This window comes from Achromobacter sp. ESBL13 (genome assembly GCF_036668755.1).
Lineage (GTDB): Bacteria > Pseudomonadota > Gammaproteobacteria > Burkholderiales > Burkholderiaceae_B > Achromobacter.
This window is the reverse complement of sequence record NZ_JAZEVT010000008.1, coordinates 180704-205867: the sequence shown is the minus strand read 5'-3', so window position 1 is coordinate 205867 and position 25164 is coordinate 180704. Positions and strand designations below refer to the sequence as shown.

At 63.1% G+C, this 25164-nt stretch carries 24 protein-coding genes and 1 tRNA gene; 10 read left to right on the top strand and 15 right to left on the bottom strand.

Annotated features, from left to right (window positions below):
• The first annotated feature begins 161 nt into the window (after positions 1 to 161).
• The gene (locus V6F88_RS26290; RefSeq protein WP_332613273.1) at positions 162 to 764 is read left to right on the top strand and encodes a LysE/ArgO family amino acid transporter; all 603 of its coding nucleotides are present in this window, start codon (positions 162 to 164) and stop codon (positions 762 to 764) included.
• An 85-nt stretch (positions 765 to 849) separates the two neighbouring features.
• The gene (locus V6F88_RS26285; protein WP_332613272.1) at positions 850 to 1758 is read left to right on the top strand and encodes a DNA/RNA non-specific endonuclease; all 909 of its coding nucleotides are present in this window, start codon (positions 850 to 852) and stop codon (positions 1756 to 1758) included.
• 31 nt (positions 1759 to 1789) lie between these two features.
• Here the strand turns inward: V6F88_RS26285 and V6F88_RS26280 are convergent, their stop codons facing one another.
• Positions 1790 to 2959 carry a zinc-dependent alcohol dehydrogenase gene (locus V6F88_RS26280; RefSeq protein WP_332613271.1) on the bottom strand — a complete coding sequence of 390 codons (1170 nt, stop codon included), beginning with the start codon at positions 2957 to 2959 and terminating at the stop codon, positions 1790 to 1792.
• A gap of 181 nt (positions 2960 to 3140) precedes the next feature.
• Here V6F88_RS26280 and V6F88_RS26275 point away from each other — a divergent pair, with 181 nt between their 5' ends.
• Positions 3141 to 3725 carry a DUF4142 domain-containing protein gene (locus V6F88_RS26275; RefSeq protein ID WP_332613270.1) on the top strand — a complete coding sequence of 195 codons (585 nt, stop codon included), beginning with the start codon at positions 3141 to 3143 and terminating at the stop codon, positions 3723 to 3725.
• Positions 3726 to 3819: 94 nt separating this feature from the next.
• Complete coding sequence (locus tag V6F88_RS26270) at positions 3820 to 4326, top strand: YciE/YciF ferroxidase family protein (RefSeq protein ID WP_046806222.1); 507 nt, start codon at positions 3820 to 3822, stop codon at positions 4324 to 4326.
• Positions 4327 to 4465: 139 nt separating this feature from the next.
• On the opposite strand, the gene V6F88_RS26265 is transcribed toward V6F88_RS26270, so the two are convergent.
• The gene (locus V6F88_RS26265; protein ID WP_332613269.1) at positions 4466 to 4993 is read right to left on the bottom strand and encodes a hypothetical protein; all 528 of its coding nucleotides are present in this window, start codon (positions 4991 to 4993) and stop codon (positions 4466 to 4468) included.
• A gap of 115 nt (positions 4994 to 5108) precedes the next feature.
• Between V6F88_RS26265 and V6F88_RS26260 the strand changes: the two genes are divergently transcribed.
• From V6F88_RS26260 to V6F88_RS26250, 3 genes are all read left to right on the top strand, one after another.
• Positions 5109 to 6428 (top strand): SDR family oxidoreductase, encoded by a 1320-nt coding sequence (locus V6F88_RS26260; protein WP_332613268.1) that lies wholly within the window; start codon positions 5109 to 5111, stop codon positions 6426 to 6428.
• Positions 6428 to 6892 (top strand): DUF2269 family protein, encoded by a 465-nt coding sequence (locus V6F88_RS26255; RefSeq protein WP_332613267.1) that lies wholly within the window; start codon positions 6428 to 6430, stop codon positions 6890 to 6892. Before V6F88_RS26260 ends, V6F88_RS26255 begins: the two co-directional genes overlap by 1 nt.
• Positions 6893 to 7046: 154 nt before the next feature.
• Positions 7047 to 7268, top strand: coding sequence for a hypothetical protein (locus V6F88_RS26250; RefSeq protein WP_332613266.1), 222 nt, complete (start codon positions 7047 to 7049; stop codon positions 7266 to 7268).
• Positions 7269 to 7323: 55 nt separating this feature from the next.
• Here V6F88_RS26250 and V6F88_RS26245 read toward each other — a convergent pair.
• From V6F88_RS26245 to ppk1, 6 genes are all read right to left on the bottom strand, one after another.
• Positions 7324 to 7400: transfer RNA gene (locus tag V6F88_RS26245), tRNA-Pro, on the bottom strand.
• Positions 7401 to 7577: 177 nt separating this feature from the next.
• Complete coding sequence (pstB, locus tag V6F88_RS26240; protein ID WP_006221056.1) at positions 7578 to 8354, bottom strand: phosphate ABC transporter ATP-binding protein PstB; 777 nt, start codon at positions 8352 to 8354, stop codon at positions 7578 to 7580.
• 48 nt (positions 8355 to 8402) lie between these two features.
• Entirely contained in the window at positions 8403 to 9257 is an 855-nt protein-coding gene (gene pstA / locus V6F88_RS26235; RefSeq protein ID WP_082134619.1) for a phosphate ABC transporter permease PstA, read from the bottom strand.
• A gap of 26 nt (positions 9258 to 9283) precedes the next feature.
• On the bottom strand, positions 9284 to 10300 hold the full coding sequence (gene pstC / locus V6F88_RS26230) for a phosphate ABC transporter permease subunit PstC (protein ID WP_046806883.1): 1017 nt from the start codon (positions 10298 to 10300) through the stop codon (positions 9284 to 9286).
• A gap of 177 nt (positions 10301 to 10477) precedes the next feature.
• Positions 10478 to 11518, bottom strand: coding sequence for a phosphate ABC transporter substrate-binding protein PstS (pstS, locus tag V6F88_RS26225; RefSeq protein ID WP_332613265.1), 1041 nt, complete (start codon positions 11516 to 11518; stop codon positions 10478 to 10480).
• 222 nt (positions 11519 to 11740) lie between these two features.
• On the bottom strand, positions 11741 to 13816 hold the full coding sequence (ppk1, locus tag V6F88_RS26220; protein ID WP_332613264.1) for a polyphosphate kinase 1: 2076 nt from the start codon (positions 13814 to 13816) through the stop codon (positions 11741 to 11743).
• A gap of 223 nt (positions 13817 to 14039) precedes the next feature.
• Here ppk1 and ppx point away from each other — a divergent pair, with 223 nt between their 5' ends.
• The gene (gene ppx, locus V6F88_RS26215) at positions 14040 to 15527 is read left to right on the top strand and encodes an exopolyphosphatase (RefSeq protein ID WP_332613263.1); all 1488 of its coding nucleotides are present in this window, start codon (positions 14040 to 14042) and stop codon (positions 15525 to 15527) included.
• Positions 15528 to 15704: 177 nt separating this feature from the next.
• On the opposite strand, the gene V6F88_RS26210 is transcribed toward ppx, so the two are convergent.
• From V6F88_RS26210 to V6F88_RS26190, 5 genes are all read right to left on the bottom strand, one after another.
• Positions 15705 to 16511 (bottom strand): GNAT family N-acetyltransferase, encoded by an 807-nt coding sequence (locus tag V6F88_RS26210; RefSeq protein ID WP_332613262.1) that lies wholly within the window; start codon positions 16509 to 16511, stop codon positions 15705 to 15707.
• A gap of 215 nt (positions 16512 to 16726) precedes the next feature.
• On the bottom strand, positions 16727 to 18070 hold the full coding sequence (gene glmM, locus V6F88_RS26205) for a phosphoglucosamine mutase (RefSeq protein ID WP_332613261.1): 1344 nt from the start codon (positions 18068 to 18070) through the stop codon (positions 16727 to 16729).
• Complete coding sequence (folP, locus tag V6F88_RS26200; RefSeq protein ID WP_332613260.1) at positions 18067 to 18912, bottom strand: dihydropteroate synthase; 846 nt, start codon at positions 18910 to 18912, stop codon at positions 18067 to 18069. The genes glmM and folP overlap by 4 nt, the downstream gene beginning before the upstream one ends.
• 18 nt (positions 18913 to 18930) lie before the next feature.
• Complete coding sequence (ftsH, locus tag V6F88_RS26195) at positions 18931 to 20820, bottom strand: ATP-dependent zinc metalloprotease FtsH (RefSeq protein ID WP_332613258.1); 1890 nt, start codon at positions 20818 to 20820, stop codon at positions 18931 to 18933.
• Between the two features lie 216 nt (positions 20821 to 21036).
• The gene (locus tag V6F88_RS26190; protein ID WP_046806891.1) at positions 21037 to 21669 is read right to left on the bottom strand and encodes an RlmE family RNA methyltransferase; all 633 of its coding nucleotides are present in this window, start codon (positions 21667 to 21669) and stop codon (positions 21037 to 21039) included.
• Positions 21670 to 21687: 18 nt separating this feature from the next.
• Between V6F88_RS26190 and V6F88_RS26185 the strand changes: the two genes are divergently transcribed.
• Entirely contained in the window at positions 21688 to 22290 is a 603-nt protein-coding gene (locus tag V6F88_RS26185) for a YhbY family RNA-binding protein (protein WP_332613255.1), read from the top strand.
• Between the two features lie 130 nt (positions 22291 to 22420).
• Here V6F88_RS26185 and greA read toward each other — a convergent pair whose 3' ends face one another.
• A complete protein-coding gene (greA, locus tag V6F88_RS26180; protein ID WP_006221068.1) occupies positions 22421 to 22897 on the bottom strand; it encodes a transcription elongation factor GreA in 477 nt (158 codons plus the stop codon).
• A 320-nt stretch (positions 22898 to 23217) separates the two neighbouring features.
• Positions 23218 to 24543 (bottom strand): solute carrier family 23 protein, encoded by a 1326-nt coding sequence (locus V6F88_RS26175; RefSeq protein WP_332613254.1) that lies wholly within the window; start codon positions 24541 to 24543, stop codon positions 23218 to 23220.
• A gap of 141 nt (positions 24544 to 24684) precedes the next feature.
• Here V6F88_RS26175 and V6F88_RS26170 point away from each other — a divergent pair, with 141 nt between their 5' ends.
• Complete coding sequence (locus V6F88_RS26170; RefSeq protein WP_332613253.1) at positions 24685 to 25131, top strand: FlxA-like family protein; 447 nt, start codon at positions 24685 to 24687, stop codon at positions 25129 to 25131.
• Positions 25132 to 25164: the final 33 nt, after the last annotated feature.

Sequence of the window (25164 nt, the reverse complement as noted above, 5' to 3'; positions counted from 1 at the left end):
ACGGCACGGCGCAACTTGTACGTGCGTGCGCTTGCGTTCGCCTTCGTGCACGCGCCCCCTGTCCCGCATCGTCTTAAGCGGAACTGAACTCGGTTTAGATTAATTAGTTTTTCTAATCCACTTCCAACAGCTAGTCTGTCGCCCTTTTCATGGGGTATGCAATGACGACCGCGTTTATTCCTGGATTCCTGCTCAGCCTGGGCCTGATCGTTGCCATCGGTGCGCAAAACGCTTTCGTCCTGCGACAGGGCCTGCGCCAGGAATACGTGTTTGCCGTGTGCCTTGCCTGCGCCGTGTCCGACGCCATCCTGATTGCGTCGGGTGTTGCCGGCTTCGGGCTGGCCGTGGACACGCTGCCCTGGCTGGAGCCGGCCATGCGCTATGGCGGCGCGCTGTTCCTGTTCGTCTACGCGCTGCGCAGCCTGCGGTCCGCGTGGCGCACACAGCACGACAGCCTGGCACCCTCGGCCACGCAGACGGCCGGGCTTGGCGCCACGCTGGCCGCCTGCCTGGCGTTCACCTGGCTGAACCCGCATGTCTATCTGGATACCGTGGTGCTGCTGGGGTCGATTTCCAGCCAGTACGAAGGGCAGAAGGTCGCGTTCGCGCTGGGCGCCATGTCGGCCTCGTTCGCCTTTTTCTTCACGCTGGGTTATGGCGCGCGCCTGCTTCGACCGCTGTTCGCCAGCCCCCGCGCCTGGCGCGTTCTGGATGCCTGCGTGGGCGTCGCCATGCTGGCCATCGGCTTGAAACTGGTGCTGTAAACGCGCCGACTTGCGGCTGGCCGCAGTCATCTACAATTCGTTGACGCCGGCCGCATCAAGGGCCGGCCCGCAACACACAGGTAGCATGACGCGCGCGAAGAAACCAGCAGCAAGAAAGAAACGCCCCACCGCCCGGGGCAATACAACATCCGCCGGCCGGGCCTACCGGTTCATCCGTGCGCTGCTGGTGTCGTCGTTGGCCAGCTTCGGCGCCGCCACCTATGTCCTGAAACCGCAATGGCCCGCGCAACTGACGCCCGACGCCATCCTGGCGCACCTGGGTTGGCCGGCGCAGGAAAAAATTGCCCCGGCCGTGATTCCTTCAGGCGCGCTGACCCACACGCGGTTTGCCGACTGTCCGCAATTTTTCCCGAAAGGCCAGATGCCCGTCGTGCCGTCCGGCACGGGACTGCGCGAATTGTGCTTTTCCGGCTTTGCCGTCTTGCATAACGGTCAAACCAAAACCCCCGTGTTCGTAGTGGAACGCCTGAACCGCAAGCTGCTTGCGCAGGCGCAGGGCATGCAGCGCACCGACAAGTTCTATACAGAGGCGCGGCTGCCCAGCGCCGAACGCGCCGCCCTGGATGACTACAAGGGGTCGGGCTATTCGCGCGGCCACATGGCGCCGGCCGGCGACATGTATTCCAAGGAAACCATGGCGCAGAGCTTTTCGCTGGCGAACATGGTGCCGCAAGATCAGACACAGAACGCGGGCTCGTGGAGCCGCATCGAACAGGACACGCGCAAATACGTCATGCGGGCGGCGGGCGACGTCTACGTCTATACCGGACCCTATTACAGCGGCAAACCGGCGACGATCGGTGCCGGCGTGGCCGTGCCCAGCCACGTCTATAAAGTGGTGTACGACGCCACCACGGGACGCTCTTGGGTGCATTGGCAGGCAAACGCCGCCAGCGCAAGGGAAGGCGCGCCCATCAGCTACGACGAATTCGTGCGACGCACCGGCATGCAACTGCTGCCGTCGGGCGGCTAGGCGGCGGCAGCAGTGCGCGTGGTCGCAACGATTACGGCTTCAACACCACTTTGATGCAGCCGTCCAGTTTGTCCCGGAAGGTCTTGTACATGTCCGGCCCCGCTTGCAGATGTTCGTGGTGCGTGATGACGAACGATGGATCGATGCGGCCTTTGACGATCATGTCCAGCAAATCATCCGTCCAGCGTTGCACGTGCGTCTGGCCCATGCGCCAGGTCAGCCCCTTATTCATCGACGCGCCAAACGGAATCTTGTCGATCATGCCGCCGTATACGCCGGGCACGGACAGCACGCCCCCAGGCCGGCATACGTAAATCATTTCACGCAGCACGTGCGGCCGGTCCGTTTCGGCGCCCACCGCTTGCTTGACGCGGTCGTACATGCCGCCCATGGCGCTGGCGGAGTGAGATTCCATGCCCACCGCGTCGATGCACTTGTCCGGCCCCTTGCCCTGCGTCAGCGCGTTCAGCCGTTCCACCACGCTTTCCTGCTCGAAGTTGATCGGAATGGCGCCGCCGTCGCTGGCCATCTTTAGCCGCTCGGGCACATCGTCGATGCAGATCACCTGGCGGGCGTTGAGCAGCACGGCGCTGCGCACCGCCATCTGGCCCACCGGACCCGCGCCCCACACCGCGACGGTATCCGTGGGTTCGATCTCGCATTGCATTGCCGCCTGCCACCCCGTTGGCAGGATGTCGCCCAGGAACAGGACCTGGTCATCGGTGAGCTCGGGCGGTACCGGAATATGCGTGGTGTCGGCCCATGGCACGCGGACGAATTCCGCCTGCCCGCCCGCGTAGCCGCCGGTCAGGTGCGTGTAGCCGAACAGCCCGGCCGTGGTGTGGCCGAACATCTTGGCGGCATCATCGGCGTTGCGGTTGGTGCGTTCGCAAACCGAAAAATTGCCCCGCCGGCATTGGTCGCACTGGCCGCAGGTGATGGTGAAGGGGATCACCACGCGGTCCCCCACTTTCAGACGCTTGGTCTCGCTACCGACTTCGACGACCTCGCCCATGAATTCGTGCCCCATCACATCGCCGGATTTCATCTGCGGCATGAAGCCGTCGAACAGGTGCAAGTCCGATCCGCAGATGGCGCAGGCACTGACCTTGATGATGGCGTCGCCGGGATGTTCCAGGATGGGATCCGGAACGGTGTCGTACCGGATGTCGTGCTTTCCGTGCCAGCAAAGTGCTTTCATGTGTGTCCCCTTAGAGATGCAACCGCAGCGTTGCGAATCGCGCGGTGGGGGGGCAGCAACTTTCGTGCCTTTGCACCGCGTTTTCCCGGCGCTGCCGGCGCCGCGCATAGGCATGCCGATTGCTAAGTTGCCCTGTCCCGGCGGCGGCATCGTGCCGGCGGGCGTCATTCAGGAGACACGCATGACCAAGCACGTCTATGTCGCAGGGCTTTGCGCCGCGATCATGTTGGCCGCCCATGGCGTGGCCCCGGCCCAAACCGCGCAAACCCCGCCCAAGCCTGACCCGGCCGATTCCGCCGCGTCCATCACCCAGCTCAATAGCGAAGACCGCGGCTTCCTGACCCGGGCGGCGGAATCCGGTTATCTGGAAGTGGACGGCAGCAAACTGGCGTTGAAGAAATCGCGGAACGCAAAGGTCAAACAGTTCGCACAAAAGATGGTCGATGACCACACCCGGGTGGGGCAGCAATTGCAAGCCCTGGCAAAACAGAAAGGCTTCGAGACGCCAAAGGAACCCTCGCTGGTACAAAGCGCCAAGCTCAAGGCGCTGGACCTGCGCAGCGACGGCTTTGACGAGGCGTACAGCGACGAGATCGGCGTGGCCGCGCACGAGGACGCCGTCGAACTCTTCGACAAGGCCGCCAAAGCGTCCAACGATGCCGACCTGAAGCGCTTTGCCGCCGATACGCTACCCACGCTGAAACGCCACCTGCAAGACGCGCGCGCGTTGCAATCGGCCATTAAGGGCCAGGGCCAAGCGAAATAGCACGGCGCGCCAGGCATGGCGTTTGCTGAATGGCGCTGCGCCAATCATGGCCACCTACACACCCATCACACCCATCAACACACGGGAGCAGACAATGACCCAGAAGACCTTGCAGGATCTATTCGTGCATGAACTGTCGGACATCTACAGCGCCGAGAAGCAACTGACGCGGGCGTTGCCGAAGATGGCCCGCGCCGCTTCCGACCCCGCGCTTGCCGAAGCGTTCACGCAGCATCTGGAAGAAACACGCGGCCAGGTCGAACGCATCGACAAGATCATCGAATCCGCCGACTTCCGTCTCAAGCGCATCAAATGCGCGGCGATGGAAGGCTTGGTGGAAGAAGGCCGCGACGTGATCGAAGACGTGGAAAAAGGGCCGGTGCGCGATGCGGCGTTGATTGCTGCCGCGCAGAAGGTCGAGCACTACGAAATTGCCGGCTATGGCACGTTGTGCACGTTCGCCAAGCAGTTGGGCCTGACCGAGGCGTTGACCCTGTTGAAGGAAACGTTGGCCGAGGAAAAGGCCACCGACGAAAAGCTCAGCATGCTGGCGCTTCAGCAAACCAACGCGGAAGCCGCGCAGGCGGGTAAGGCAAAGTAAGGCCAAGCAAGCGGCTCAGGCCGCCGACACCCCGGGGTCCGACGCGTGGGGGCGTCATCGGACCCCGGGGCGTTTTTTTTGACGCGTGGCTCCGGTGTGCGCTATCGCCGCATCCATCGCGTCAATCGCGTCAATCGCATCAATCATGTATGCGTGATGGCCGATCGCCACGACGGCCCCTGCCTCGTGCATCGTCCCGCCTGGCTTGCGATGCGCCGCCCGTCGCCAACGCAATGCCCACCCCAAAAGCGATATACACCAGCAGCAACGCACCGCGCGTCAAGCGTTGTTCGAAGCCAGGCTGCAAGCGCTTCGGCGTTAATTGGTAATCGGCAAAACATGATGTCGCGGCCACCAACGCCCCTTCCATCCACGGCCGTTTGCCCCAGCGGGTCTGCTGTGCCCGAGCGCTGGCCCGCGCATGCAGCGTGGCCCAGAAGATAGACGCCGCGTGGTGGATCAACAAGCCGGTTGCCGTGTGCTTCCAACTAGGGTCATCCTGATGCAGCGCGCGCTCGCCCCATAGCCACTGGCTGGTGGCGTTGGTCGCGGCGGCGGCGTGGCCTGTCTGGTGCTTGGCCAGCGCAATCAATGCCAACGTGGACAACGCGCTGGCCGCGCTGCCGCTGCGTACGCCTTCTACAAAAGCTTGCCGCCATTCATGCATGGTGATCCCCTGGTTGGTGAGGAGGCAGCGCCGGGGCGCGTGGCCCCGACGCCGCCGGGTATGCGGTTTGCTGAACGCCATAACCGATCTGGCGCCGCGACAAAAAGGAACAGGAATGAAAATTCTGCTGACCGGTGCGCATGGTTTCATCGGCAGCCGGCTGGTGGACGCCCTGCGTGAAGACGACCATCAGCTGGTATGCCTGGTGCGTACGCCACGCCCCTGCGATCTGAACGTGCCGCGAGCAAGATACGTGCCCGCGGACTTTTCGCGGCTGACGCGGGCGGAAGACTGGGCGCCGCTGCTGTCCGGCGTGGATGCCGTCATCAATACCGTGGGGATTTTTCGGGAAGCGGGCCCGGCCAGCTTTGCCGACGTGCATGATAAGGCGGCCAAGGCGCTGTTCGCGGCGGCCCGGCAATACGACGCGCAAGTCATCCAGTTTTCAGCCTTGGGGGCGGATGCCGATGCCGCATCGGGCTTTCATATCAGCAAGCGCGCAGCGGACGACGCGTTGCGCGCGGCCGGCGCCCCCGCTTATATCGTGCAGCCGTCGCTGGTCTATGGCGTGGGCGGCACCAGTGCCGCGCTGTTCAACCAGCTTGCCGTATTGCCTGTCATCGCCTTGCCCGCGGGCGGCTGGCAGCGGGTTCAACCCGTGCACATCAATGACGTGGTTGCCGGCGTGCGCGCCATGCTGGCGCAACCGCCGTCCGGTGCGGTCACCGTGGCGTTCTGCGGCCCCGAACCGGTCACGGTGCGCACCTACCTGACGATGCTGCGCAGCGGCCTGGGCGTGGCGGGACGGCAGTGGATCATTCCGGTGCCGTCCCGTCTGGCGTCCGCCGTAGCCCGGATCAGCAGCTGGATACCCGGCTCATTGTTCGACCCGGACAGCCTGGCCATGTTGAATCGCGGCAACACCGGCAACCCGATCGCCTTCGCCACGCTGCTGGGCCGCTGCCCCATCGGCCCAGCAGCGTTCATTGCACCGCATGAACAAGCGCCGCTGCGCGCCGACAGCATCCTGCGCACGATGCGGCCCGTGATACGGCTGTGCATCGCGGTCGTCTGGCTATGGACGGCGGCGGTGTCCATGGGCTTGTATCCCATCCGGGACAGCCTGGCGCTGCTTGCCGACGCCGGCGTGCCCGGCGCCCTGGCCCCGATCATGCTGGCGGGCGCGGCGGGCCTGGACCTGGTGCTGGGCGTGTTGACGTTGTTGAACCTGGGCGGTCGCAAGCGCTGGGTGTGGCTGGCGCAGATGGCCTTGATACTGGGCTATACCGCCATCATCACCGTGCAATTGCCCGAACAATGGCTGCATCCCTTCGGCCCTATCTCGAAGAACCTGCCGATGCTGGCGGTGCTGGCCCTGCTGTATCTGTGCGACAGCCAAGCGCTATGCGGCAGCCAAGCGCGAAGGAGGCCGTGATGGAATACCTATGGTTCAAGCTGCTGCACATCCTGTCTTCAACCCTGCTGTTCGGCACGGGCATCGGGTCAGCGTTCTACCTGCTGTGCGTGGTGCTGCGCCGCGACGTCAAGGTGGTGGCCTCGGTGGCGCGCGTCGTGGTCGTGGCCGACTGGCTGTTCACCGCCACCACCGCCGTCATCCAACCGCTGACCGGCTGGTATCTGGCCCACCTGATGCAGTTGCCTTTAAACACGCCCTGGCTGTCCGCGTCCTTGATGCTGTACGCGGTGGCCATCGCGTGTTGGCTTCCGGTAGTGAAGCTGCAAATGCTGATGCGCGACAGCGCAGTTGCGTCCGCGCAAGCCGGCGAACCGCTGTCGCCCAGATTCATGCGCTACTTTCGCGCGTGGTTCGTGCTGGGGTTTCCGGCGCTGGGTGCGTTCCTGGGGATATTCTGGCTGATGGTGTTCAAGCCGGCGTAGGGATGGGCAGAGAAGCGATCCGCGCGTTTCCATCCGTCCCCGTGGCGCCGCGGGGCGCTGGTAAGAGCCGGTTTGGAACGGGACTTGCTGAGCAGCCCCCGCGCCGCCCTACAAGCACGGACGGTCCTTGGATGCTTCACGTCAGGAGAAAACAATGAAAACGCAGATCAGCTATCGCAAACTCGACGGTGACGACGGCGTCGCCCTTGTCAACGGCGGTATCTCAGAGACACTGCAAGCCAAGCGTGAATTGGCGAACTGGCTGGAACTGCCCGAGGGCGGCAGCGCCAGCACCGAAGAACAACAGGTCGACAGCCGTCTGAAACAAGGCGGCATTGCCCCGGAATCGGTGCAGTTCAATCACATCAGCGAATAGCGCGCCACAAAAGCACAAGGGCTTACGCCGTAAAAGCGTAAGCCCTTGATTTTTTTGGTCGGGGCGGTGGGATTCGAACTCACGACCCTCTGCTCCCAAAGCAGATGCGCTACCAGGCTGCGCTACGCCCCGAAGGGTGGCAACTATACCAGAATCCAGCGCGTCCGGGCGTGGCCCGGCCGCGTGGCCCTGCCGATTTCGCCACAACGATTCACCCAAATAGAAATCGGCGCGCCATGAAGGCGCGCCGGTTTTTTATCCGCGCATGGGGCAGCGGCCGTTACGACAGCGCCCGCCCCGCAATATCCATCAGCCGAAGCGGCCGGTGATGTAGTCCTCGGTTTCCTTGCGCGAGGGCTTCACGAAGATCTGGTCGGTTTGGCCGAATTCCATGAGTTCGCCCAGGTACATGTAGGCCGTGTAGTCCGAGCAGCGCGCCGCCTGCTGCATGTTGTGCGTCACGATCACGACCGTGTAGTCGTTCTTCAGTTCGGCGATCAGCTCTTCGATCTTGGCGGTGGAAATCGGGTCCAGCGCCGAGCAGGGCTCGTCCAGCAGCAGCACTTCGGGCTTGATCGCCACGCCGCGCGCGATGCACAGGCGCTGTTGCTGGCCGCCCGACAGGCTGTTGCCGCTTTGATGCAGCTTGTCCTTCACTTCGTTCCACAGCGCGGCCTTGCTCAGGGCCCATTCCACGCGCTCGTCCATTTCACCCTTGGACAGGCGCTCGAACAGGCGCACGCCGAACGCGATGTTGTCGTAGATGCTCATGGGAAACGGCGTGGGCTTCTGGAACACCATGCCGACCTTGGCGCGGATCAGCGAGATATCCGTCTTGGCCGTCAGCAGGTTCTCGCCGTCCAGGATGATTTCGCCTTCGGCGCGCTGGCCGGGGTACAGCTCGAACATGCGGTTGAATGTGCGCAACAGCGTCGACTTGCCGCAGCCCGACGGGCCGATGAAGGCGGTGACCTTCTTCTCCTGGATCGACATGTTCACATTGCGGATCGCATGGAACTTGCCGTAGTAGAAGTTCAGGTTCTTGACCTCGATCTTGTTCTTGACGGCGGTAGCGGTGTTTTCCATTTCTTTTCCCTTGGCTCCGGCGCGCCATGCGCGCCGGCAAAGCGATCTTTACTTGCGGAACATGTTGCGGGCAATGATGTTGATGCCCAGCACCAGGAGCGTAATCAGCGTGGCGCCGGCCCAGGCCAGGTCATTCCAGTCCTTGAAGGGGCTGGCGGCGTATTGGTAGATGACAACGGGCAGGTTGGCCATCGGCGCGTTCATGTTGAACGACATGAACTGGTTGGACAGCGCCGTGAACAGCAGCGGCGCGGTCTCGCCGGAAATCCGCGCAATGGCCAGCAGCACGCCGGTGATGATGCCGGTCTTGGCGGCGCGATAGCACACCAGCGTGATCATGCGCCACTTGGGGCAGCCCAGCGCCGCCGCGGCTTCGCGCAGGCTGTTGGGCACCAGCAGCAGCATGTTGTCGGTGGTGCGCACCACCACCGGAATCACCAGGATGGACAAGGCCAGCGCGCCGGCCCAACCCGAGTAGTGGCCGACCTGAGCCACGTACACGGCGTAGATGAACAGGCCGATGATGATGGACGGCGCCGACAGCAGCACGTCGTTCAAGAAGCGCGTGGCAGGCGCCAGCCAGCCGCGCTGGCCGTATTCCGCCAGGTACGTGCCAGCCAGGATGCCAACCGGCGTGCCGATCAGCGTGCCCACGCCCGCCATTACCACGCTGCCGAAGATGGCGTTGATAAGGCCACCGGTTTGCCCGGGCGGCGGCGTGATTTCGGTGAACAGCGTGTACGACAGCGCGGGCGCGCCCTTGGTCAGCAGCGTCAGGATGATCCAGAACAGCCAGAACAAGCCGAACACCAGCGTGCCCAGCGACACCGTCAGCATGATGCGGTTGAGGATGCGGCGGCGCCGGTAGACGCCATTCTGCATATTGAGTACGGAAACAGCCATGATCTTTTCCTTGTGCTCGCGGCGCGTCAGGTCTTACGGCCTTCGCCGGCGGAAAGGCGTACCAGCAGCACTTTGGCCAGGGCCAGCACGATGGTCGTGATCAGGAACAGGATCAAGCCCAGTTCCAGCAACGCCGACTTCTGGATGCCGCCCGCTTCGTTGAATTCATTGGCCAGCGCGGAGGCAATCGAGTTGCCCGGCGAGAACAGCGAGCCCGACCACTTGAACGCGTTGCCGATCACGAACGTCACGGCCATCGTCTCGCCCAGGGCGCGGCCCAGGCCCAGCATGATGCCGCCGATGACGCCCGACTTGGTGAAAGGCAGGACCACGCGCCACATCACTTCCCAGGTCGTGCTGCCCAGCCCGTAGGCCGATTCTTTCAGCATCGCCGGCACCAGCTCGAACACGTCGCGCATCACGGCGGCGATGAACGGGATGATCATGATCGACAGGATCAGGCCGGCGGTGAAGATGCCGATGCCGAAAGGCGGCCCGGCGAACAGCCCGCCGATGACGGGCACGTTGCCCAGCGTGGCGATCAGGAACGGCTGCACGTACTGCTGGAATACCGGCACGAAGACGAACAGGCCCCACATGCCGTAGATGATGGACGGAATGGCCGCCAGCATTTCGACGGCGGTGCCCAGCGGGCGGCGCAGCCACGTCGGCGACAGTTCGGTCAGGAAGATGGCGATGCCGAACGAAACCGGCACGGCGATGATCAAGGCGATGGCCGACGTCAGCAAGGTGCCGATGATGGGCACCACGGCGCCGTAGTTCTGGTTGACGGGGTCCCAGTCGTTAAGCCACAGGAACGACAGGCCGTATTTGGCCAGCGATTCGCGGCTGCCGTAGATCAGGGATACCAGAATCGCCGCCAGCAGGATGAACACCAGGAAGGCGAACAGGCGGGTCAGATTCTTGAACAGCGCATCCATCAGCGCGTTTTTATTTTGCTTCATAGGCGAAGGCGTGCCGGTAGTCACGGAGTCCGCCACGCTGGGCGAAAGCGGCACACTATTATCCATTACCGCGCTCATGGATGGACTTTCCTTAGATGACCTGGGTGGAAACGGGAACTGCTGGGGCGAGCCGCCCCGGATCTCTTGGTGGCCAAGATTTCCAGGGCGGTCGCTGTGTCGGGTCAAGCGCGTGGCAGAAAGGCGTCAGGCCGTACCCAAGGCATGACAGACGCCAACCTTGCGCGCTGTCCCGGCTTACTTCCAGACGGGGGTGCCGTCGGCGGACTTGACTTCGCCCCAGGCGGCGCGGATTTCCTTGGTCACGGCTTCCGGCAGCGGCACGTAGTCCATGGCTTCGGCCGACTTGGCGCCGTTCTTGAACGCCCAGTCAAAGAACTCCAGTACGGCCTTGCCTTGCGCCGGCTTGGCTTGCGACTTGTGCACCAGGATGAACGTGGCGGCGGTGACGGGCCACGAATCGGCACCCGGCTCGTCGGTCAGGACCACGCCCATGCCCGGCGCGCTCTTCCAGTCGGCATTGGCGGCCGCGGCGGCGAACGCCTTTTGCTCGGGCTGGACGAACTTGCCGTCCTTGTTCTGCAGTTGCGTCCAGGCCAGCTTGTTTTGCTTGGCGTAGGCGTATTCCACATAGCCGATCGAGTTCTTCAGCTGGCCGACGTAGGCGGCGACGCCTTCGTTGCCCTTGCCGCCCTGGCCGGTGGGCCACTTGACGGCCTTGCCTTCACCGACTTGCGACTTCCAGTCAGCCGACACCTTGGACAGGTAGTTGGTCCAGCCGAAGGTGGTGCCCGAGCCGTCCGAACGGTGCACGACGATGATGTCGGCCGACGGCAGCTTGACGTCCGGGTTCAGCGCCTTGATGGCGTTGTCGTCCCACTTCTTGATCTTGCCCAGGAAGATGTCGGCCAGCACGGTGCCCGACAGCTTCAGCTTGCCCGGTTCCACGCCGTCGATGTTCACGACGGCCACGGTGCCGCCGATCACGGCCGGGAATTGCAGCAGGCCGTTCTTTTCCAGGTCAGCCGCCTTCATGGGATCGTCCGAGGCGCCGAAATCGACGGTCTTGGCGATGATCTGCTGTTGGCCGCCGCCCGAACCGATCGACTGGTAGTTGATCGCGTTGTTGGTGGCTGCCTTGTAGTCCGACGCCCACTTGGCGTAGATCGGGTACGGGAACGATGCGCCGGCGCCGGTCACATCGGCGGCCTGGACGGCAAAAACGGCGGCGCTCAGCGCAACGCCCACGGAAACTTGTTTGAAGACACGTTTGAACATCAGGGTTCCTTCTGTGCTCGTTAAAGGAGTCTAGTCAGGCTTTTTCTAGTGCCTGTCTTTCAGCGACCCTCGCATCTTAGGGGCCCAACGTGACAAGATAGTGACAGTCACATACGCTTCATCCAGCCCTTTGCGCCCCCCTCGAAAACACCGCGGCCGCCCCGGAAATACCGGGGCGGCCGCAATTTTTTGGGGGACGCCCCCCTGCCTGCGCGACGGGCGTTATACGCCCAGTTTTTCGATCAGGTATTGGTGCAGGTTGAAGGGCTCGCGTCGGCTTTTCACCCGGGTGTAATCCCCATCAGGGCGCTGCTGCCATGCCAGTTGGTTATCGCGCAGCGCATAGGTAAACGCTTCGTCGATAACGCGTTTCTTCAGCACCTTGTCGTAGATCGGGAACGCGATTTCCACGCGGCGGAAAAAGTTGCGGTCCATCCAGTCAGCTGACGACAGGTACACCGTTTCTTCGCCCTCGGCGTAGAAATAGAAAACGCGGGAATGCTCCAGGAAGCGTCCCACGATGGACCGCACGCGGATATTTTCCGACAGCCCCGGCACGCCGGCCCGCAACGCGCAGACGCCGCGCACGATCAAATCGATTTTCACGCCGGCCTGGCTGGCCTTGTACAGTTCTTCGATGATCTGCTCTTCCAGCAGAGAATTCATCTTGGCCATGATGCGGGCGCGCTTGCCCGCCTTGGCCGCGCGGGCCTCGGCGCGTATCAGCGCCACCATCCCGTCGTGCATGGTGAACGGCGATTGCATCAATGCCTTCAGCGACCGCCGCGCACCCAGCCCCGTCAGCTGCGCGAACACCTTGTCCATGTCCTCGCACAATTTCGGATCGGCCGTCAGCAGGCCAAAGTCGGTGTAAAGCCGCGCGGTGCGTGGGTGGTAGTTGCCGGTGCCCAGGTGCGCATACCGGCGCAAACGGCCCTTTTCGCGGCGCAGCACCACGGCCATCTTGGCGTGCGTCTTGTGGGCCACGACGCCATAGACCACGTGCGCCCCCACCTCTTCCAGTTTGGATGCCCAGTTGATGTTGGTCTGCTCGTCAAAGCGCGCCATCAGTTCCACCACCACCGTCACTTCCTTGCCGGCGCGCGCCGCCGCCAGCAGGATCTTCATCAGCTCGGAGTCTTCGCCGGTACGGTAGATGGTCTGCTTGATGGCCATGACGTCGGGGTCCAGCGCCGCCGCCGTCAGGAAATCAATGACGGGCTGAAACGACTGGTACGGGTGGTGCAGCAGGCGGTCCTGCTGGGCCACGGCATCGAACAGGTCTTGAGGTTTGTCGCCCACCTTGTCAAAAGGCGCGGGCACGGGCGCGCGGTATTCCGGGAACAGCAGGTCTGGGCGCAGGTCGGAATTGCACAGCTGCATCAGCCGCGACAGGTTCACGGGTCCGGGCACGCGGTAGGTGTCTTCAGCCTTCAGCGAGAATTCGCGCTGAAGAAAGGTCTCCAGTTCCACCGGCGTCAGCTTGTCGATTTCCAGACGCACGGCGGCGCCGAAATTGCGTTGCGACAGCTCGCCTTGCAGGGCGTGGCGCAGGTTGGTGACTTCTTCCTCGTCAACGAACAGGTCGCTGTTGCGGGTGACGCGCCATTGGTAGCAGCCCAGCATTTCCAGGCCCGGAAATAGCTCGCCGACGAACGCGCGCAGCAGCGACGTCAGCAAGATGAAGCCTTCGGGGTGGCCGGAGAGCTCGGGCGGCATCTTGATCAGGCGCGGCAGCGCGCGCGGCGCCTGCACCACGGCAATCGACGCCTGACGCCCGAAGGCGTCGGCGCCGGCCAGCGACACAATGAAATTCAGGCTTTTGTTGTAGACGCGAGGAAACGGATGCGCCGGGTCCAGCCCGATGGGCGTCAGCAGCGGCATCACGTCGCGGTTGAAGACGTCGCGCGCCCATTGCTGCTGCTCGGCATTCCATTCGGACGCGTGATGCAGGGTGATGCCCTCGGACTGCATGGCGGGCAGGATGTCGTCATTAAGCAGGTTGTATTGCCGCGCCACCAGCGCGTGGACGGCCTGCTGGACGTTTTCAAACGCCTGATCGGGCGTCATGCCGTCGGGGCCGACCAGGTTCGGCGACTGGCGTTGTTGTTCTTTCAGGCTGGAAATCCGGATTTCAAAGAACTCGTCCAGGTTCGAGCTGACGATACACACGTACCGCAGCCGCTCCAGCAGCGGCGTCTTCGGATCTTCCGCCATCGCCAGCACGCGTTCGTTGAATTTGAGCAGCGACAACTCACGATTCATGAGCAAGGGCTCGCCGGGCGGGCGTGTGGGCATACCGGATTCCATACGTTTGGGACAGAGCGTGGAGTTTTACTGCAAAAGAGTGACGGTTCTATGACACACATGCAAAACCGTAGCGTACGTCAAAATCGGGACATATGGCGCAACCGGATTATTCAGCCAAGCCTATGATCCATAAGCGAAAACCCGCATCTAAAGGCACTGTCACATGGGGTCTCTATAATCAGGCCACCTCAAAGCCTATATTACGAGCCGCATGGATCAACTTCTGGCCGCGGTGGACCTCGGGTCCAACAGCTTTCGCCTCTCCATCGGACGCATCGTTCAACAGGACGGTACGCCCCAGATCTACCAGATCGATCGTCTCAAGGAAACCGTGCGGCTTGCCGCCGGCCTGGACGCCGAGAAACGCTTGGGCGACGACGCCATCGAGCGCGCCATCGCCGTGCTGGAGCGTTTTGGCGACCGACTACGCAGTTTTCACCCCAACCGGGTGCGCGCGGTCGCCACCAATACCTTTCGCGTCGCGCGCAACACGCGGGACTTCCTGCCGCGCGCGGAAGCCGCGCTGGGCTTTCCCATTGAAGTCATCGCCGGCCGCGAAGAAGCCCGCCTGATCTTCTCGGGCGTGGTCCACACCCTGCCCCCATCGCCCAACAAACGCCTGGTCATCGATATTGGCGGCGGGTCCACCGAAGTCATCATCGGCAAGGGTCACGAGCCCGCCCTGATGTCGTCGTTGTACATGGGCTGCGTCAGCTACAGCCGCCAGTTTTTCTCGGATGGCGTGGTCGACGCGCACCAGATGAAACAGGCCGAGCTGGCGGCGCGGCGCGAGATCGAAGTCATCGCCAAGCAGTACCGCAAGATGGGCTGGAAAGAAGCCTATGGCTCGTCCGGCACCGCCAAGGCGCTATTCGCCATCCTGACCGAAAGCCGCTTTTCCGATCGCGGCATCACGCGCGCGGGGCTGGCCAAGCTGAAAGACCGCATCGTGCGTTCGGGCCGCGTCATTCCGTCCGAGCTGCCGGGCATCAAGATCGAGCGTTCCGATGTGCTGCCCGGCGGGCTGGCCATCATGACCGCCCTGTTCGACGAGCTGGGCATCGACGTCATGCACACGGGCGACGGCGCGTTGCGCCTGGGCGTGCTGTATGACCTGCTGGGCCGCGACGACGAGCACGACAAGCGCGACGAATCGGTGCGCCAGTTCATGAAGCGCTATCACGTCGACGTCAACCAGGCGCGGCGCGTGCGCCACGCGGCGCTAACGCTGTTCGACGCCATGTTCCCCGAAGGCCAAGAACGCGCCGAGCTTCGGCCCGCGCTGGGCTGGGCGGCGGACCTGCACGAAGTGGGCCTGTCGATCGCGCACAACGCGTATCACAAGCACACCGCGTACGTGCTTGAAAACGCCGACATGCCGGGCTTCTCGCGCGCCGATCAGCAGTTGCTGGCGCTGCTGGCGCTGGGCCATCAAGGCAAGTTGACCAAGCTGGAGCCGCTGATCCGCACGCGGCCCCAATGGAAGGCCATCCTGAGCCTGCGCCTGGCGGTATTGCTATTCCGCCGTCGTGGCGAAATTGAACCGCTTCCGCTCACCGCCTCGGTGCGCGAGAACTCTATCGTCGTGCGGGTCAACCGCGAATGGCTGGCGCAACACCCCTTAAGCGACTTCACGCTGCGCGCGGAAGATGCCGAATGGAACAAGGTGGGGTTCTCGTTCGAAGTACTGGAATTCTGACTGCGAGGATTCCGGCGCGTTGGCGAAAAAAGGGCAATGGCGTCAGCGCCATTGCCCTTTTTTAAAAGAAAGACAGATCGGTCTGACGGCGCAGCTGCTTGAGCTCAAGCCGCAAAGGCCGCGTGGCCCGCCGTATCAACCTGATTTTCATTCGGCGGAACAGGCGGCGCATGGTGATCAGCGCTGGCCGTTCAGGGCCGCGGGCTGGTCCAGCCCGAAATGGCGGCGATAGCGCTCGTCCATGCGTTCCATTTTCAGCAGCACCGGGAAGTCGGCGGCGTTGAAGTCCGGGTCCCAGGCGGGTTCGCCACAGACCTTGGCGCCCAGCTTCAGATACCCCTTGATCAGCGGCGGCACGCGGGCCGGCAGCGTGCTGTTCAGCTTTTCCACCGGGTAGCGGTGCAGCGGGATCACGTGGGGCTCGCCGCCCTGGGGCAGCTGCGGCATGATCGTGCGCCACACTTCGGCGGCGGTGACGCCGTCATCGCGCAGGCTGACGCTGGCGCAGCCCAGTACGTATTCGTAGCCACCGCGCCGCAGGTATTCCGTCAGGCCAGACCACAACAGCATGATCACGGCGCCGTTGCGGTAGTCGGAATGGGTACACGATCGGCCGACTTCAACGAGCTGGTCTCGAATCGGACCCAGCCCGGAAAGATCGAACTCTGACTGCGCGTAATATCCGCCCGCTTCACGGGCCTTTTCCGGTGTCAGGATGCGATACGTGCCGACGACGCGGCCCGTATCCATTTCGCGCACCATCAGGTGTTCGCAAAAGGGGTCGAAGCGGTCATGCTCGATGCCGTCATGCGCGTCGGGAAACACCGCGCCCATGTCCTCGGTGAAGACGTCGTAGCGCAGACGTTGGATCTGCTCGATTTCTTCAGCCGTGCGCGCCAGGCCCACCGCCAGCACTTTCGGGGCGTTGCCCTTCCAGGGTTCGGCGGGATTACGGCTTGGGGTGGTGCGTGCTAATTCCAGCATTGCGCGTAGCTCCTAGAGAGTCCGGTCAGTTTGGACGCCCTGTATGTCAAAGACTTGACCAATATGTTACGTGACTATGAAGTTTAGTTCGGGGGAGATAGGTCGACTTTGGGCGAATCTCGACAAAACTTTACAATTCACTACCAAGCATCAATGCACAAAAGCCACCCACCGAAACTCGGTGGGTGGCTTTTTCTAAAGCGGCTGGGCCGGGCTTACGCCAAGCTGGCGGCGAGCTTCTCTGCGGAGGAAACGGCAAGGGATTCATCTTCAGCTTCGACCATCAGGCGAAGCTTCGGTTCAGTGCCCGATGCGCGGATCAGGATGCGACCACGACCGTTCAGTTCGGCTTCAACGGCGGCGCGGGCGGCGGTCAGGCCGGGATGCGTTTTCCAGTCCTGGCCCGGGGTCAACGGCACGTTGATCATCTTCTGCGGGTACATGCGCAGGTCGCGCACCCACTCGGCCATCGTCGTATTGCCGCGACGCAATGCGGTCAGCACCTGCAAGGCGGCAATGATGCCGTCGCCGGTGGAGTGGCAATCCAGGCACAGCAGGTGGCCGGAGCTTTCGCCGCCGTATTGCCAGCCGCGCGCCTGCATCTGTTCCAGCACGTAGCGGTCGCCCACGTTGGCGCGTTCGAAGCCGACACCCAGGCGCTGCATTTCGCGTTCGAAACCAAAGTTGGTCATCAGCGTGCCGACCACGCCATCTACCTTGCCACGCTGCATGCGTTCGCGAACGATGGCGTAAAGCAGTTCGTCACCGTTATAGATGCGGCCTTCGCCATCGACCACTTGCAGCCGGTCGGCGTCGCCGTCCAGGGCTACGCCCAGATGCGCGCCACGCGCCTGCACTTCCTTGGCCAACGACTCGGGGTGCAACGCGCCCACGCCCTTGTTGATGTTGAAGCCGTCCGGATGCACGCCGATGGCATGCACCTCGGCGCCCAGTTCGCGGAACACATGGGGGGCGATGTTGTAGGCGGCGCCATGGGCGGCGTCCACCACGATCTTCATCCCGTTCAGGTCCAGATCGTTGGGGAACGTGCTCTTGCAGAATTCAATGTAGCGGCCTTGCGAGTCCGACATGCGGCGGGCGCGGCCCAGGCCTTCAGAACTGACGCAACCCAGCGGCTCGTCCAGCGCGGCTTCGATGGCGGCTTCGATGTCATCCGGCAGCTTCATGCCCTGCGCCGAGAAGAACTTGATGCCGTTGTCCTGGTACGGATTGTGGGAAGCACTGATTACGATGCCGGCCACCAGGCGCAGCGCGCGGGTCAGGTAAGCGACGGCCGGAGTCGGGATCGGGCCGGCCAGCAGCACGTCGATGCCCGCGGCCGACAAACCGGCTTCCAGCGCGGATTCCAGCATGTAGCCGGAAATGCGCGTGTCCTTGCCAATGACCACTTGCGGGCGGCTGCCGCCGCGCACGGCATGTTCGCGCGCCAGCACGCGGCCGGCCGCATAACCCAGGCGTAGCGCGAACTCGGCATTGATGACCGGGCCGCCCACTTCACCGCGCACCCCATCGGTGCCGAAATACTTGCGTTGACTCATGAACTGATTGCTCCTTGTTCAGCCGCATGCCATACCTTAAGGGCGTCAACGGTGGCGGCAACATCGTGCACACGCACGATGGAGGCGCCCCGCGACACGCAGGCAAGCGCTGCGGCGATGCTGCCGGACAGCCGGTCGCCGATCGGTCGGCCGGTGGCCTGCCCGATCATGTTTTTACGCGACAGGCCGATCAGCAATGGATAGCCACCGCTGCGCAAGCTGGACAGCCGACGCAGCAACTGGAAATTTTGGTCTGCCGTCTTGCCGAAACCGAAACCCGGGTCCAGCACGATACGGCGGGGATCAACCCAGGCGGCACGCAGCTTCTGCGCGCGCGAGCCCAGGAAAAGTCCGATTTCACCGATCAGGTCGGTGTATTCGGGGGGCGCGGCCTGCATGGTGCGAGGCTCGCCCTTCATGTGCATCACGCACAGCCCGCAGCGCGATTGCGCCACCGCCTCGATGGCGCCGGGCTGCCTGAAGCCATAGATGTCGTTGATCATGTCGGCGCCCGCATCCAGCGTGGCGCGCATGACTTCGGGCTTGAAGGTGTCGATGGACAGCGGCACACCGCAATCGCGTAGCGCCTCGATCACGGGCAACAGCCGATTCAGTTCGTCTGTAACCGACACCGGATCCGCACCCGGTCGCGTCGATTCACCGCCCAGATCAAGAATCTGCGCGCCCTCTTCGATCAACTGGCGCGCGTGCGCCACCGCGGAATCCGTATCGTCGTGCTGGCCACCGTCCGAAAATGAATCCGGCGTGACATTGACGATTCCCATGACAAGCGGGCGCTCGAGATCAAACTCGAAGCGCCCGCAAAGGAAGTTATTTGCCATAACTCAGGACAAAAAACCTCAGACTGCTGCAGCCGTGCTGCCGCCAGCCGCCAGCCCGGTGCTGGGCGGCGTGTCCGTCGAATCGGACGGACCTTGCGGCGTTTTCGGGGGACGCGGAGGACGGCCCTCGATGATGTCGTTGATCTGGTCGGCGTCGATGGTTTCCCATTCGAGCAGCGCGGTCGTCATGACTTCGACCTTGTCGCGATTGTCTTCGAGGATCTTGCGCGCGACTTGGTATTGCTCGTCGATGATGCGGCGGATCTCGGTGTCCACCTTTTGCATGGTGGCTTCGGACATGTGGGTCGTCTTCGTAACGCTGCGGCCCAGGAACACTTCGCCTTCGTTCTCGGCATAGACCATCGGGCCCAGCTCGTCCGTCATGCCGTAGCGGGTGACGATGTCGCGGGCGATGGCGGTGGCGCGTTCGAAGTCGTTCGAGGCGCCCGTCGTCATCTGGTCCATGAACAGCTCTTCGGCGATACGGCCACCAAACAGCACGGCGATGGTGGACAGCAAGCGGCCCTTGTCCATGCTGTAGCGGTCGGTTTCGGGCAACTGCATCGTCACGCCCAGCGCACGGCCGCGCGGAATGATGGTGACCTTGTGAACCGGGTCGGTCTTGGGCAGCAAGCGGGCAACGATCGCGTGGCCGGACTCGTGGTACGCGGTGTTCTTGCGTTCCTCTTCAGGCATGACGATCGAGCGACGTTCGGCGCCCATGATGATCTTGTCCTTGGCCTTTTCGAAGTCGGACATATCCACCGTGCGGCCATTACGGCGAGCGGCGAACAGCGCGGCTTCGTTCACCAGGTTGGCCAGGTCGGCGCCCGAGAAACCGGGGCAGCCGCGCGCCAGGATGGTCGCGTCGACGTTAGGCGACAGCGGAACCTTGCGCATGTGGACTTTCAGAATCTGCTCGCGGCCACGGATATCGGGCAGCGGCACCACGACTTGACGGTCGAAACGGCCCGGACGCAGCAGCGCCGGATCCAGCACGTCGGGGCGGTTGGTTGCGGCGATCACGATGACGCCCTGGCCGGATTCAAAGCCGTCCATTTCAACCAGCATCTGGTTCAGGGTCTGCTCGCGTTCGTCGTTGCCGCCACCCAGGCCGGCGCCACGCTGACGACCCACTGCATCGATTTCGTCGATGAAGATGATGCAAGGCGCGTGCTTCTTGGCGTTTTCGAACATGTCGCGAACACGGGCCGCGCCCACGCCGACGAACATTTCAACGAAGTCCGAACCCGAGATGCTGAAGAACGGCACCTTGGCTTCGCCGGCGATGGCCTTGGCCAGCAGCGTCTTGCCGGTACCCGGCGAGCCCACCATCAGCACGCCACGGGGAATGCGGCCGCCCAGCTTCTGGAACTTGCTGGGGTCGCGCAGGAAGTCGACCAATTCCTGGACGTCTTCCTTGGCTTCGTCGCAGCCGGCAACGTCGGCAAAGGTGATTTGATTGGTGTTTTCGTCGAGCATGCGGGCGCGCGATTTGCCGAAGCTGAATGCCCCGCCCTTACCGCCGCCCTGCATCTGTCGCATGAAGAAAACCCATACGCCGATCAACAGCAGCATGGGGAACCAGGACACGAAGATGCTCATCAGGAGCGATTGCTCTTCACGCGGCTTGCCAGACACCTGGACGCCGTACTTCAGCAGATCGGAGACCATCCAGAGGTCGCCGGGCGAAGTCAGCGTGTAGGCGCGGCCCGCGTCCGGGGTGACGTACAGCACGTCGCCCTGAACGTCGACCTTGCGGATACGTCCCGCCTTGGCGTCGTCCATGAACTGCGTGTAAGTCACGCCGTCCTGGGTCTGAGCGCGTCCGTCGAACTGTTTGAAGACGGTGAACAGCACCAGGGCTATCACCATCCAGACAGCGACTTTCGAAAATGAATTATTCAAGGTCGATCTCCTGCTTTCGATTCCGACCGGCAACCGCGCACCCGCATATGGCACAGTCACAAGTATGTCAATAGCCCATTCTACCCTGTTGGACCCGATTGCGTCCTGGGATCCCTGGGGTCCGTGTAGTTACGTCTGATTTGTCGTTATGGTGGTCGTTGTCTCGGCAAGCAGGTAAGTTCTTTGGGGTTCCGGGGCAGCATGCCCTGGCCCGGGTTACTTCAGATCGCGGGCAACCAGAAAGGTTTCCGAGGATTTATCCCGGGACGCCTTCGGCTTGCGCTCGACCACACGCTTGAAGTGCTGCTTGAAGGACTGCACGATCTGCGAAAAGCCGCTGCCGTGGAAGGCCTTGACGATCAGCGCCCCATTGGGCTTGAGATGAGCGCGGGAAAATTCCATCGCCAGCTCGCATACATGCTGAATGCGTGCGGAGTCGGCACTACCCACGCCTGACAAGTTGGGGGCCATGTCCGAGATTACAAGGTCTACGGCGCGAGATCCGACCATGTCTTCCAATTGTTTCAGAACGTCATCGTCGCGGAAGTCGCCCTGGATGAATTCCACCCCGGCCACCGGCTCCATGGGAAGCAGATCCAGCGCAATAATACGTCCGTCCACAACGCCGCCCGGCCCGGCCAGGCGCTCGCGCGCCACTTGGGACCAACTGCCCGGCGCCGAGCCCAGATCAATGACCAGGTCGCCCCGGCGCATCAGTTTTTCGGTATCCAGGATCTCGATCAGCTTGAAGGCGGCGCGGGCGCGATAGCCCTTCTGTTGCGCCAGCTTCACATAGGGATCGTTGATGTGCTGGTGAATCCAGTCTTTAGAGAATTTATTCTTGGCCATTACCGTACAATTCCACGCATGCCTATATTAGAACTTACCTCTCGTGAGCGCAGCGACCTTCGCTCCGCCGCTCACCCTCTGCGCCCCGTCGTCCTGATTGGCGACAATGGCCTGACCGAAGCCGTGCTCAAGGAAATCGACCTGGCACTGGCGTCTCATGGCCTCATCAAGGTACGCGCCGGCGGCGATGACCGCGAGGCCCGCGAGACCATGTTGTCGACGATCTGCGACACCCTGTCTTGCGCCCCGGTGCACCACCTGGGCAAGACCCTGATTCTGTTCCGTCCCCTGGCCGGCAACGTCAAGCCCGCCGCGCTGGCCGCGATGGAGCCCGTGGCTCCTGCCAAGCGCCGCGCTTCCGAACCCTACACGCCGAAGAAGCTGGCCGCCGAAGGCAAGAGCCTGGCCAAGCGTCCGCGCCGTAGCGAGTCCGAAGAGCCCAAGGCGGCCAAGGCGCGCTTCGTGCCGCAAGACCAGCTGAACAAGAACGGCAAGCCCATGCGCCCCAGCAACAAGCGGGCTACCGCCAGCGGCCACGGCATTCCCCGCCGCGCCGGCAGTGCGCTGAGCCTGCGGGCCGGAGCACGCAGCGGCACCAGCCGCAAGACGGCAAAAAGATAAGGCCGGGCACAAAAACGGGCGCTTTACGCGCCCGGTCCACCATAGCGATCCGCGCAGGTACCGCGGGCAGCCCGCCTAACGCAGGCTTCAAGCTATGGCGTTTTGACAGTGTACCGCCAAGGCGAACGCGTTAGATGTAACGCACGCCCAATACTTCGTATTCGCGAACGCCAGCCGGGGCCTTGACCTCGACCACATCGCCTTCGCTCTTGCCGATCAGCGCGCGCGCCACCGGGCTGGATACGGAAATCAGATTGGCCTTGATATCGGCTTCGACGTCACCGACGATCTGGTACGTCACGCGGTCACCCGAATCCAGGTCTTCGATATCCACGGTAGCGCCGAAAACGGCACGGCCTTCGGCATCCAGCGAAGTCGGATCGATCAGGTGGGCGTTGGAAAGCGTGCCTTCAAGTTCGGCAATCCGGCCTTCGATAAAGCCTTGGCGCTCGCGAGCAGCGTCATATTCGGCGTTTTCCGACAGATCGCCCTGCGCTCGCGCTTCGGCGATGGCGTTGATAACGGCAGGACGTTCCACGGTTTTCAGCCGCTGGAGCTCTTCTTGCAAGCGCTCGGCCCCGCGCACGGTCAAAGGAATGGCAGACATGTCGTTTCCCAAACAAAAAGTAGAAAAACGCCCCGACGGAGCGTTCTCGGTGAAGGTCGTTACCCTGGCGCGCACCTGCTGTCGGTGCAAGATTTGACACGAAGCTAGCGGCGCGGACGACCAAAACAAAACCCCGGCTCGGGTCGGAACCGGGGCAATCAAAGTCATATTGTGGGCAAACTCCACCGGAATTGCAAGCGACCCCGGAAAACGTGCTTTTGCACGCATTTCGGGGCTGTAACCCGCCAAAAACGGCTATTTTGTCAAAAATCCCTCCAGGCGACGCGACCTGCCCGGAGATCGCGCCCGCCTGCAACTGCCTAGACAATCGGCCCCGGCTTACGACGGCGCAGCAGCGCATACAGGATGATCGCGCCGAACGTGGCGGTACCGATTCCGCCCAGCATGAAGTCGCCGATCTTGATGGTGAAGTCGCCGGCGCCCAGCACCAAGGTGACGGCGGCCACGATCAGATTGCGGTTGTCGCTGAAATCCACTTGGTTGACGACCCAGATCCGCGCGCCTGCGATCGCGATCAGGCCGAACACCACCACCGACATGCCGCCCAACACGGGCCCGGGAATGGTCTGGATCAGTGCGCCGAACTTGGGCGAAAACCCCAGCACGACGGCGATCAGCGCGGCCACGACGAAAACCAGCGTGGAATAGATGCGGGTGACCGCCATGACGCCGATGTTCTCGGCATAGGTCGTGACGCCCGTGCCGCCCACCGCGCCCGACACCATGGTTGCCACCCCGTCGCCCACGAAGGCGCGGCCCAGATAGCGGTCCAGGTCCTGGCCCGTCATGGCGCTGACCGCCTTCACGTGGCCCAGGTTTTCGGCGACCAGGATAATCGCGACCGGCACGATCAGCCCCATGGCCTCGGCTTTGAAGACCGGGGCTGCAAAATGCGGCAGGCCGATCCACGCGGCGGCGGCCACGCCCGAAAAGTCGATCGGCTTGCCCAGCCCCATGCCGTTGGCCAGCGCGGCGTACACCACGCACGCCAGGATCAGGCCAACCAGGATCAACAGGCGCTGCACCATGCCCTTGGTGTAGACGGCGATGCCGCCGACGCAAACAATGGTCACCAGCGCCATGAACGTGTCAAAACCCGACGCGCCCATGGCGCCCTTAGCCGCGATGGGCGCCAGGTTCAAGCCGATTACCGCCACCACCGCGCCCGTGACAACAGGCGGCATCAAGGCGTCGATCCAGTTGGCGCCGCTGCCCGAGCGTGCATTGACGATCCACACGACCACCCCGATCAGCGTATACGCCAGGCCACACGCGATGATCGCGCCCAGCGCGACGCCGATGTTGGCGTTGGCGCCCCCGCCCGCATAGCCGGTGACCGCGATTACGCCCCCGATGAAAGCGAAGCTGGACCCCAGATAGCTGGGCACCCGGCCGCCGACGAACAGGAAGAAGATCAGCGTGCCGATGCCGGACATCAGGATCGCGACGTTGGGATCAAAGCCCATCAGCAACGGCGCCAGCACCGTCGAGCCGAACATGGCCACAACGTGCTGCGCGCCCATGGCGACGTTTTTGGGCCAGGACAGCCGTTCATCGGGCGCAATGATGACGCCGGGTTCGGCGTCGTCCGCCAGGCGCCAACGCGGGAAATAGGAATTGGACATGGATATCCCAAATAAGGTGTCGGGGTAAGCGGGCGCCAGTGTAAAGGGGGCCGCGAAAAGGCGGCAATGTTTAAGTTGGACCCCAACATGCCGTTCATCAGATGAACGCCCCGCAATCCCCACCAAGTACCTGGAGACATCATGGCTATCAATTCCATCGGCGGCACATCCCGGACCGGCAGTATGGCCGACCTGTGGGCCCAGAAGATTCAAGCCAACAAGGAAGCGACGGATCCCGCAGGCGGGGAGGCGACAACGGTCAGCCCCGACGGCACGATCCGCGTCAACAAGGCTGGGGCGCTGCGTGTAGGGGGCACCAAGGCCTCGGAAGACGCCGGTAACGATGACGAATTCACGCGTCAGATCAAAGAACTGCAAAAGCAGCTCAAGCGCATCATGGATCAGATCGCCAAGGTGCAGGCCAGCGGCATGTCGGACGAGATGAAGGCACAGCAGCTTCAAGCGCTGAACGGCCAGGCCATGCAGATCCAAGGGCAGATCCAGAAGGTGCTGGTCCTGCAGGCCAAGGCGGCCATGGCCAGAGCCGAAGCGGGCTCAGCGGGCGCCGCCGTGTCCACCACGGCTTAACCGCAGCGCGTCACCAGCGGGGGCGCCACCATC

Bases quoted from the DNA above. Each gene is read 5' to 3' on its own strand.
- V6F88_RS26170 (WP_332613253.1), top strand. From the start codon at position 24,685: ATGGCTATCAATTCCATCGGCGGCACATCCCGGACCGGCAGTATGGCC.
- pstS (WP_332613265.1), bottom strand. From the start codon at position 11,518: ATGTTCAAACGTGTCTTCAAACAAGTTTCCGTGGGCGTTGCGCTGAGC.
- V6F88_RS26290 (WP_332613273.1), top strand. From the start codon at position 162: ATGACGACCGCGTTTATTCCTGGATTCCTGCTCAGCCTGGGCCTGATC.
- glmM (WP_332613261.1), bottom strand. From the start codon at position 18,070: ATGAGTCAACGCAAGTATTTCGGCACCGATGGGGTGCGCGGTGAAGTG.
- V6F88_RS26175 (WP_332613254.1), bottom strand. From the start codon at position 24,543: ATGTCCAATTCCTATTTCCCGCGTTGGCGCCTGGCGGACGACGCCGAA.
- pstA (WP_082134619.1), bottom strand. From the start codon at position 9,257: ATGGCTGTTTCCGTACTCAATATGCAGAATGGCGTCTACCGGCGCCGC.
- pstB (WP_006221056.1), bottom strand. From the start codon at position 8,354: ATGGAAAACACCGCTACCGCCGTCAAGAACAAGATCGAGGTCAAGAAC.
- V6F88_RS26280 (WP_332613271.1), bottom strand. From the start codon at position 2,959: ATGAAAGCACTTTGCTGGCACGGAAAGCACGACATCCGGTACGACACC.
- ppk1 (WP_332613264.1), bottom strand. From the start codon at position 13,816: ATGCCCACACGCCCGCCCGGCGAGCCCTTGCTCATGAATCGTGAGTTG.
- greA (WP_006221068.1), bottom strand. From the start codon at position 22,897: ATGTCTGCCATTCCTTTGACCGTGCGCGGGGCCGAGCGCTTGCAAGAA.
- ppx (WP_332613263.1), top strand. From the start codon at position 14,040: ATGGATCAACTTCTGGCCGCGGTGGACCTCGGGTCCAACAGCTTTCGC.
- V6F88_RS26250 (WP_332613266.1), top strand. From the start codon at position 7,047: ATGAAAACGCAGATCAGCTATCGCAAACTCGACGGTGACGACGGCGTC.
- V6F88_RS26190 (WP_046806891.1), bottom strand. From the start codon at position 21,669: ATGGCCAAGAATAAATTCTCTAAAGACTGGATTCACCAGCACATCAAC.
- V6F88_RS26265 (WP_332613269.1), bottom strand. From the start codon at position 4,993: ATGCATGAATGGCGGCAAGCTTTTGTAGAAGGCGTACGCAGCGGCAGC.
- V6F88_RS26255 (WP_332613267.1), top strand. From the start codon at position 6,428: ATGGAATACCTATGGTTCAAGCTGCTGCACATCCTGTCTTCAACCCTG.
- V6F88_RS26185 (WP_332613255.1), top strand. From the start codon at position 21,688: ATGCCTATATTAGAACTTACCTCTCGTGAGCGCAGCGACCTTCGCTCC.
- pstC (WP_046806883.1), bottom strand. From the start codon at position 10,300: ATGAGCGCGGTAATGGATAATAGTGTGCCGCTTTCGCCCAGCGTGGCG.
- V6F88_RS26210 (WP_332613262.1), bottom strand. From the start codon at position 16,511: ATGCTGGAATTAGCACGCACCACCCCAAGCCGTAATCCCGCCGAACCC.
- V6F88_RS26285 (WP_332613272.1), top strand. From the start codon at position 850: ATGACGCGCGCGAAGAAACCAGCAGCAAGAAAGAAACGCCCCACCGCC.
- V6F88_RS26275 (WP_332613270.1), top strand. From the start codon at position 3,141: ATGACCAAGCACGTCTATGTCGCAGGGCTTTGCGCCGCGATCATGTTG.
- V6F88_RS26270 (WP_046806222.1), top strand. From the start codon at position 3,820: ATGACCCAGAAGACCTTGCAGGATCTATTCGTGCATGAACTGTCGGAC.
- V6F88_RS26260 (WP_332613268.1), top strand. From the start codon at position 5,109: ATGAAAATTCTGCTGACCGGTGCGCATGGTTTCATCGGCAGCCGGCTG.
- folP (WP_332613260.1), bottom strand. From the start codon at position 18,912: ATGGCAAATAACTTCCTTTGCGGGCGCTTCGAGTTTGATCTCGAGCGC.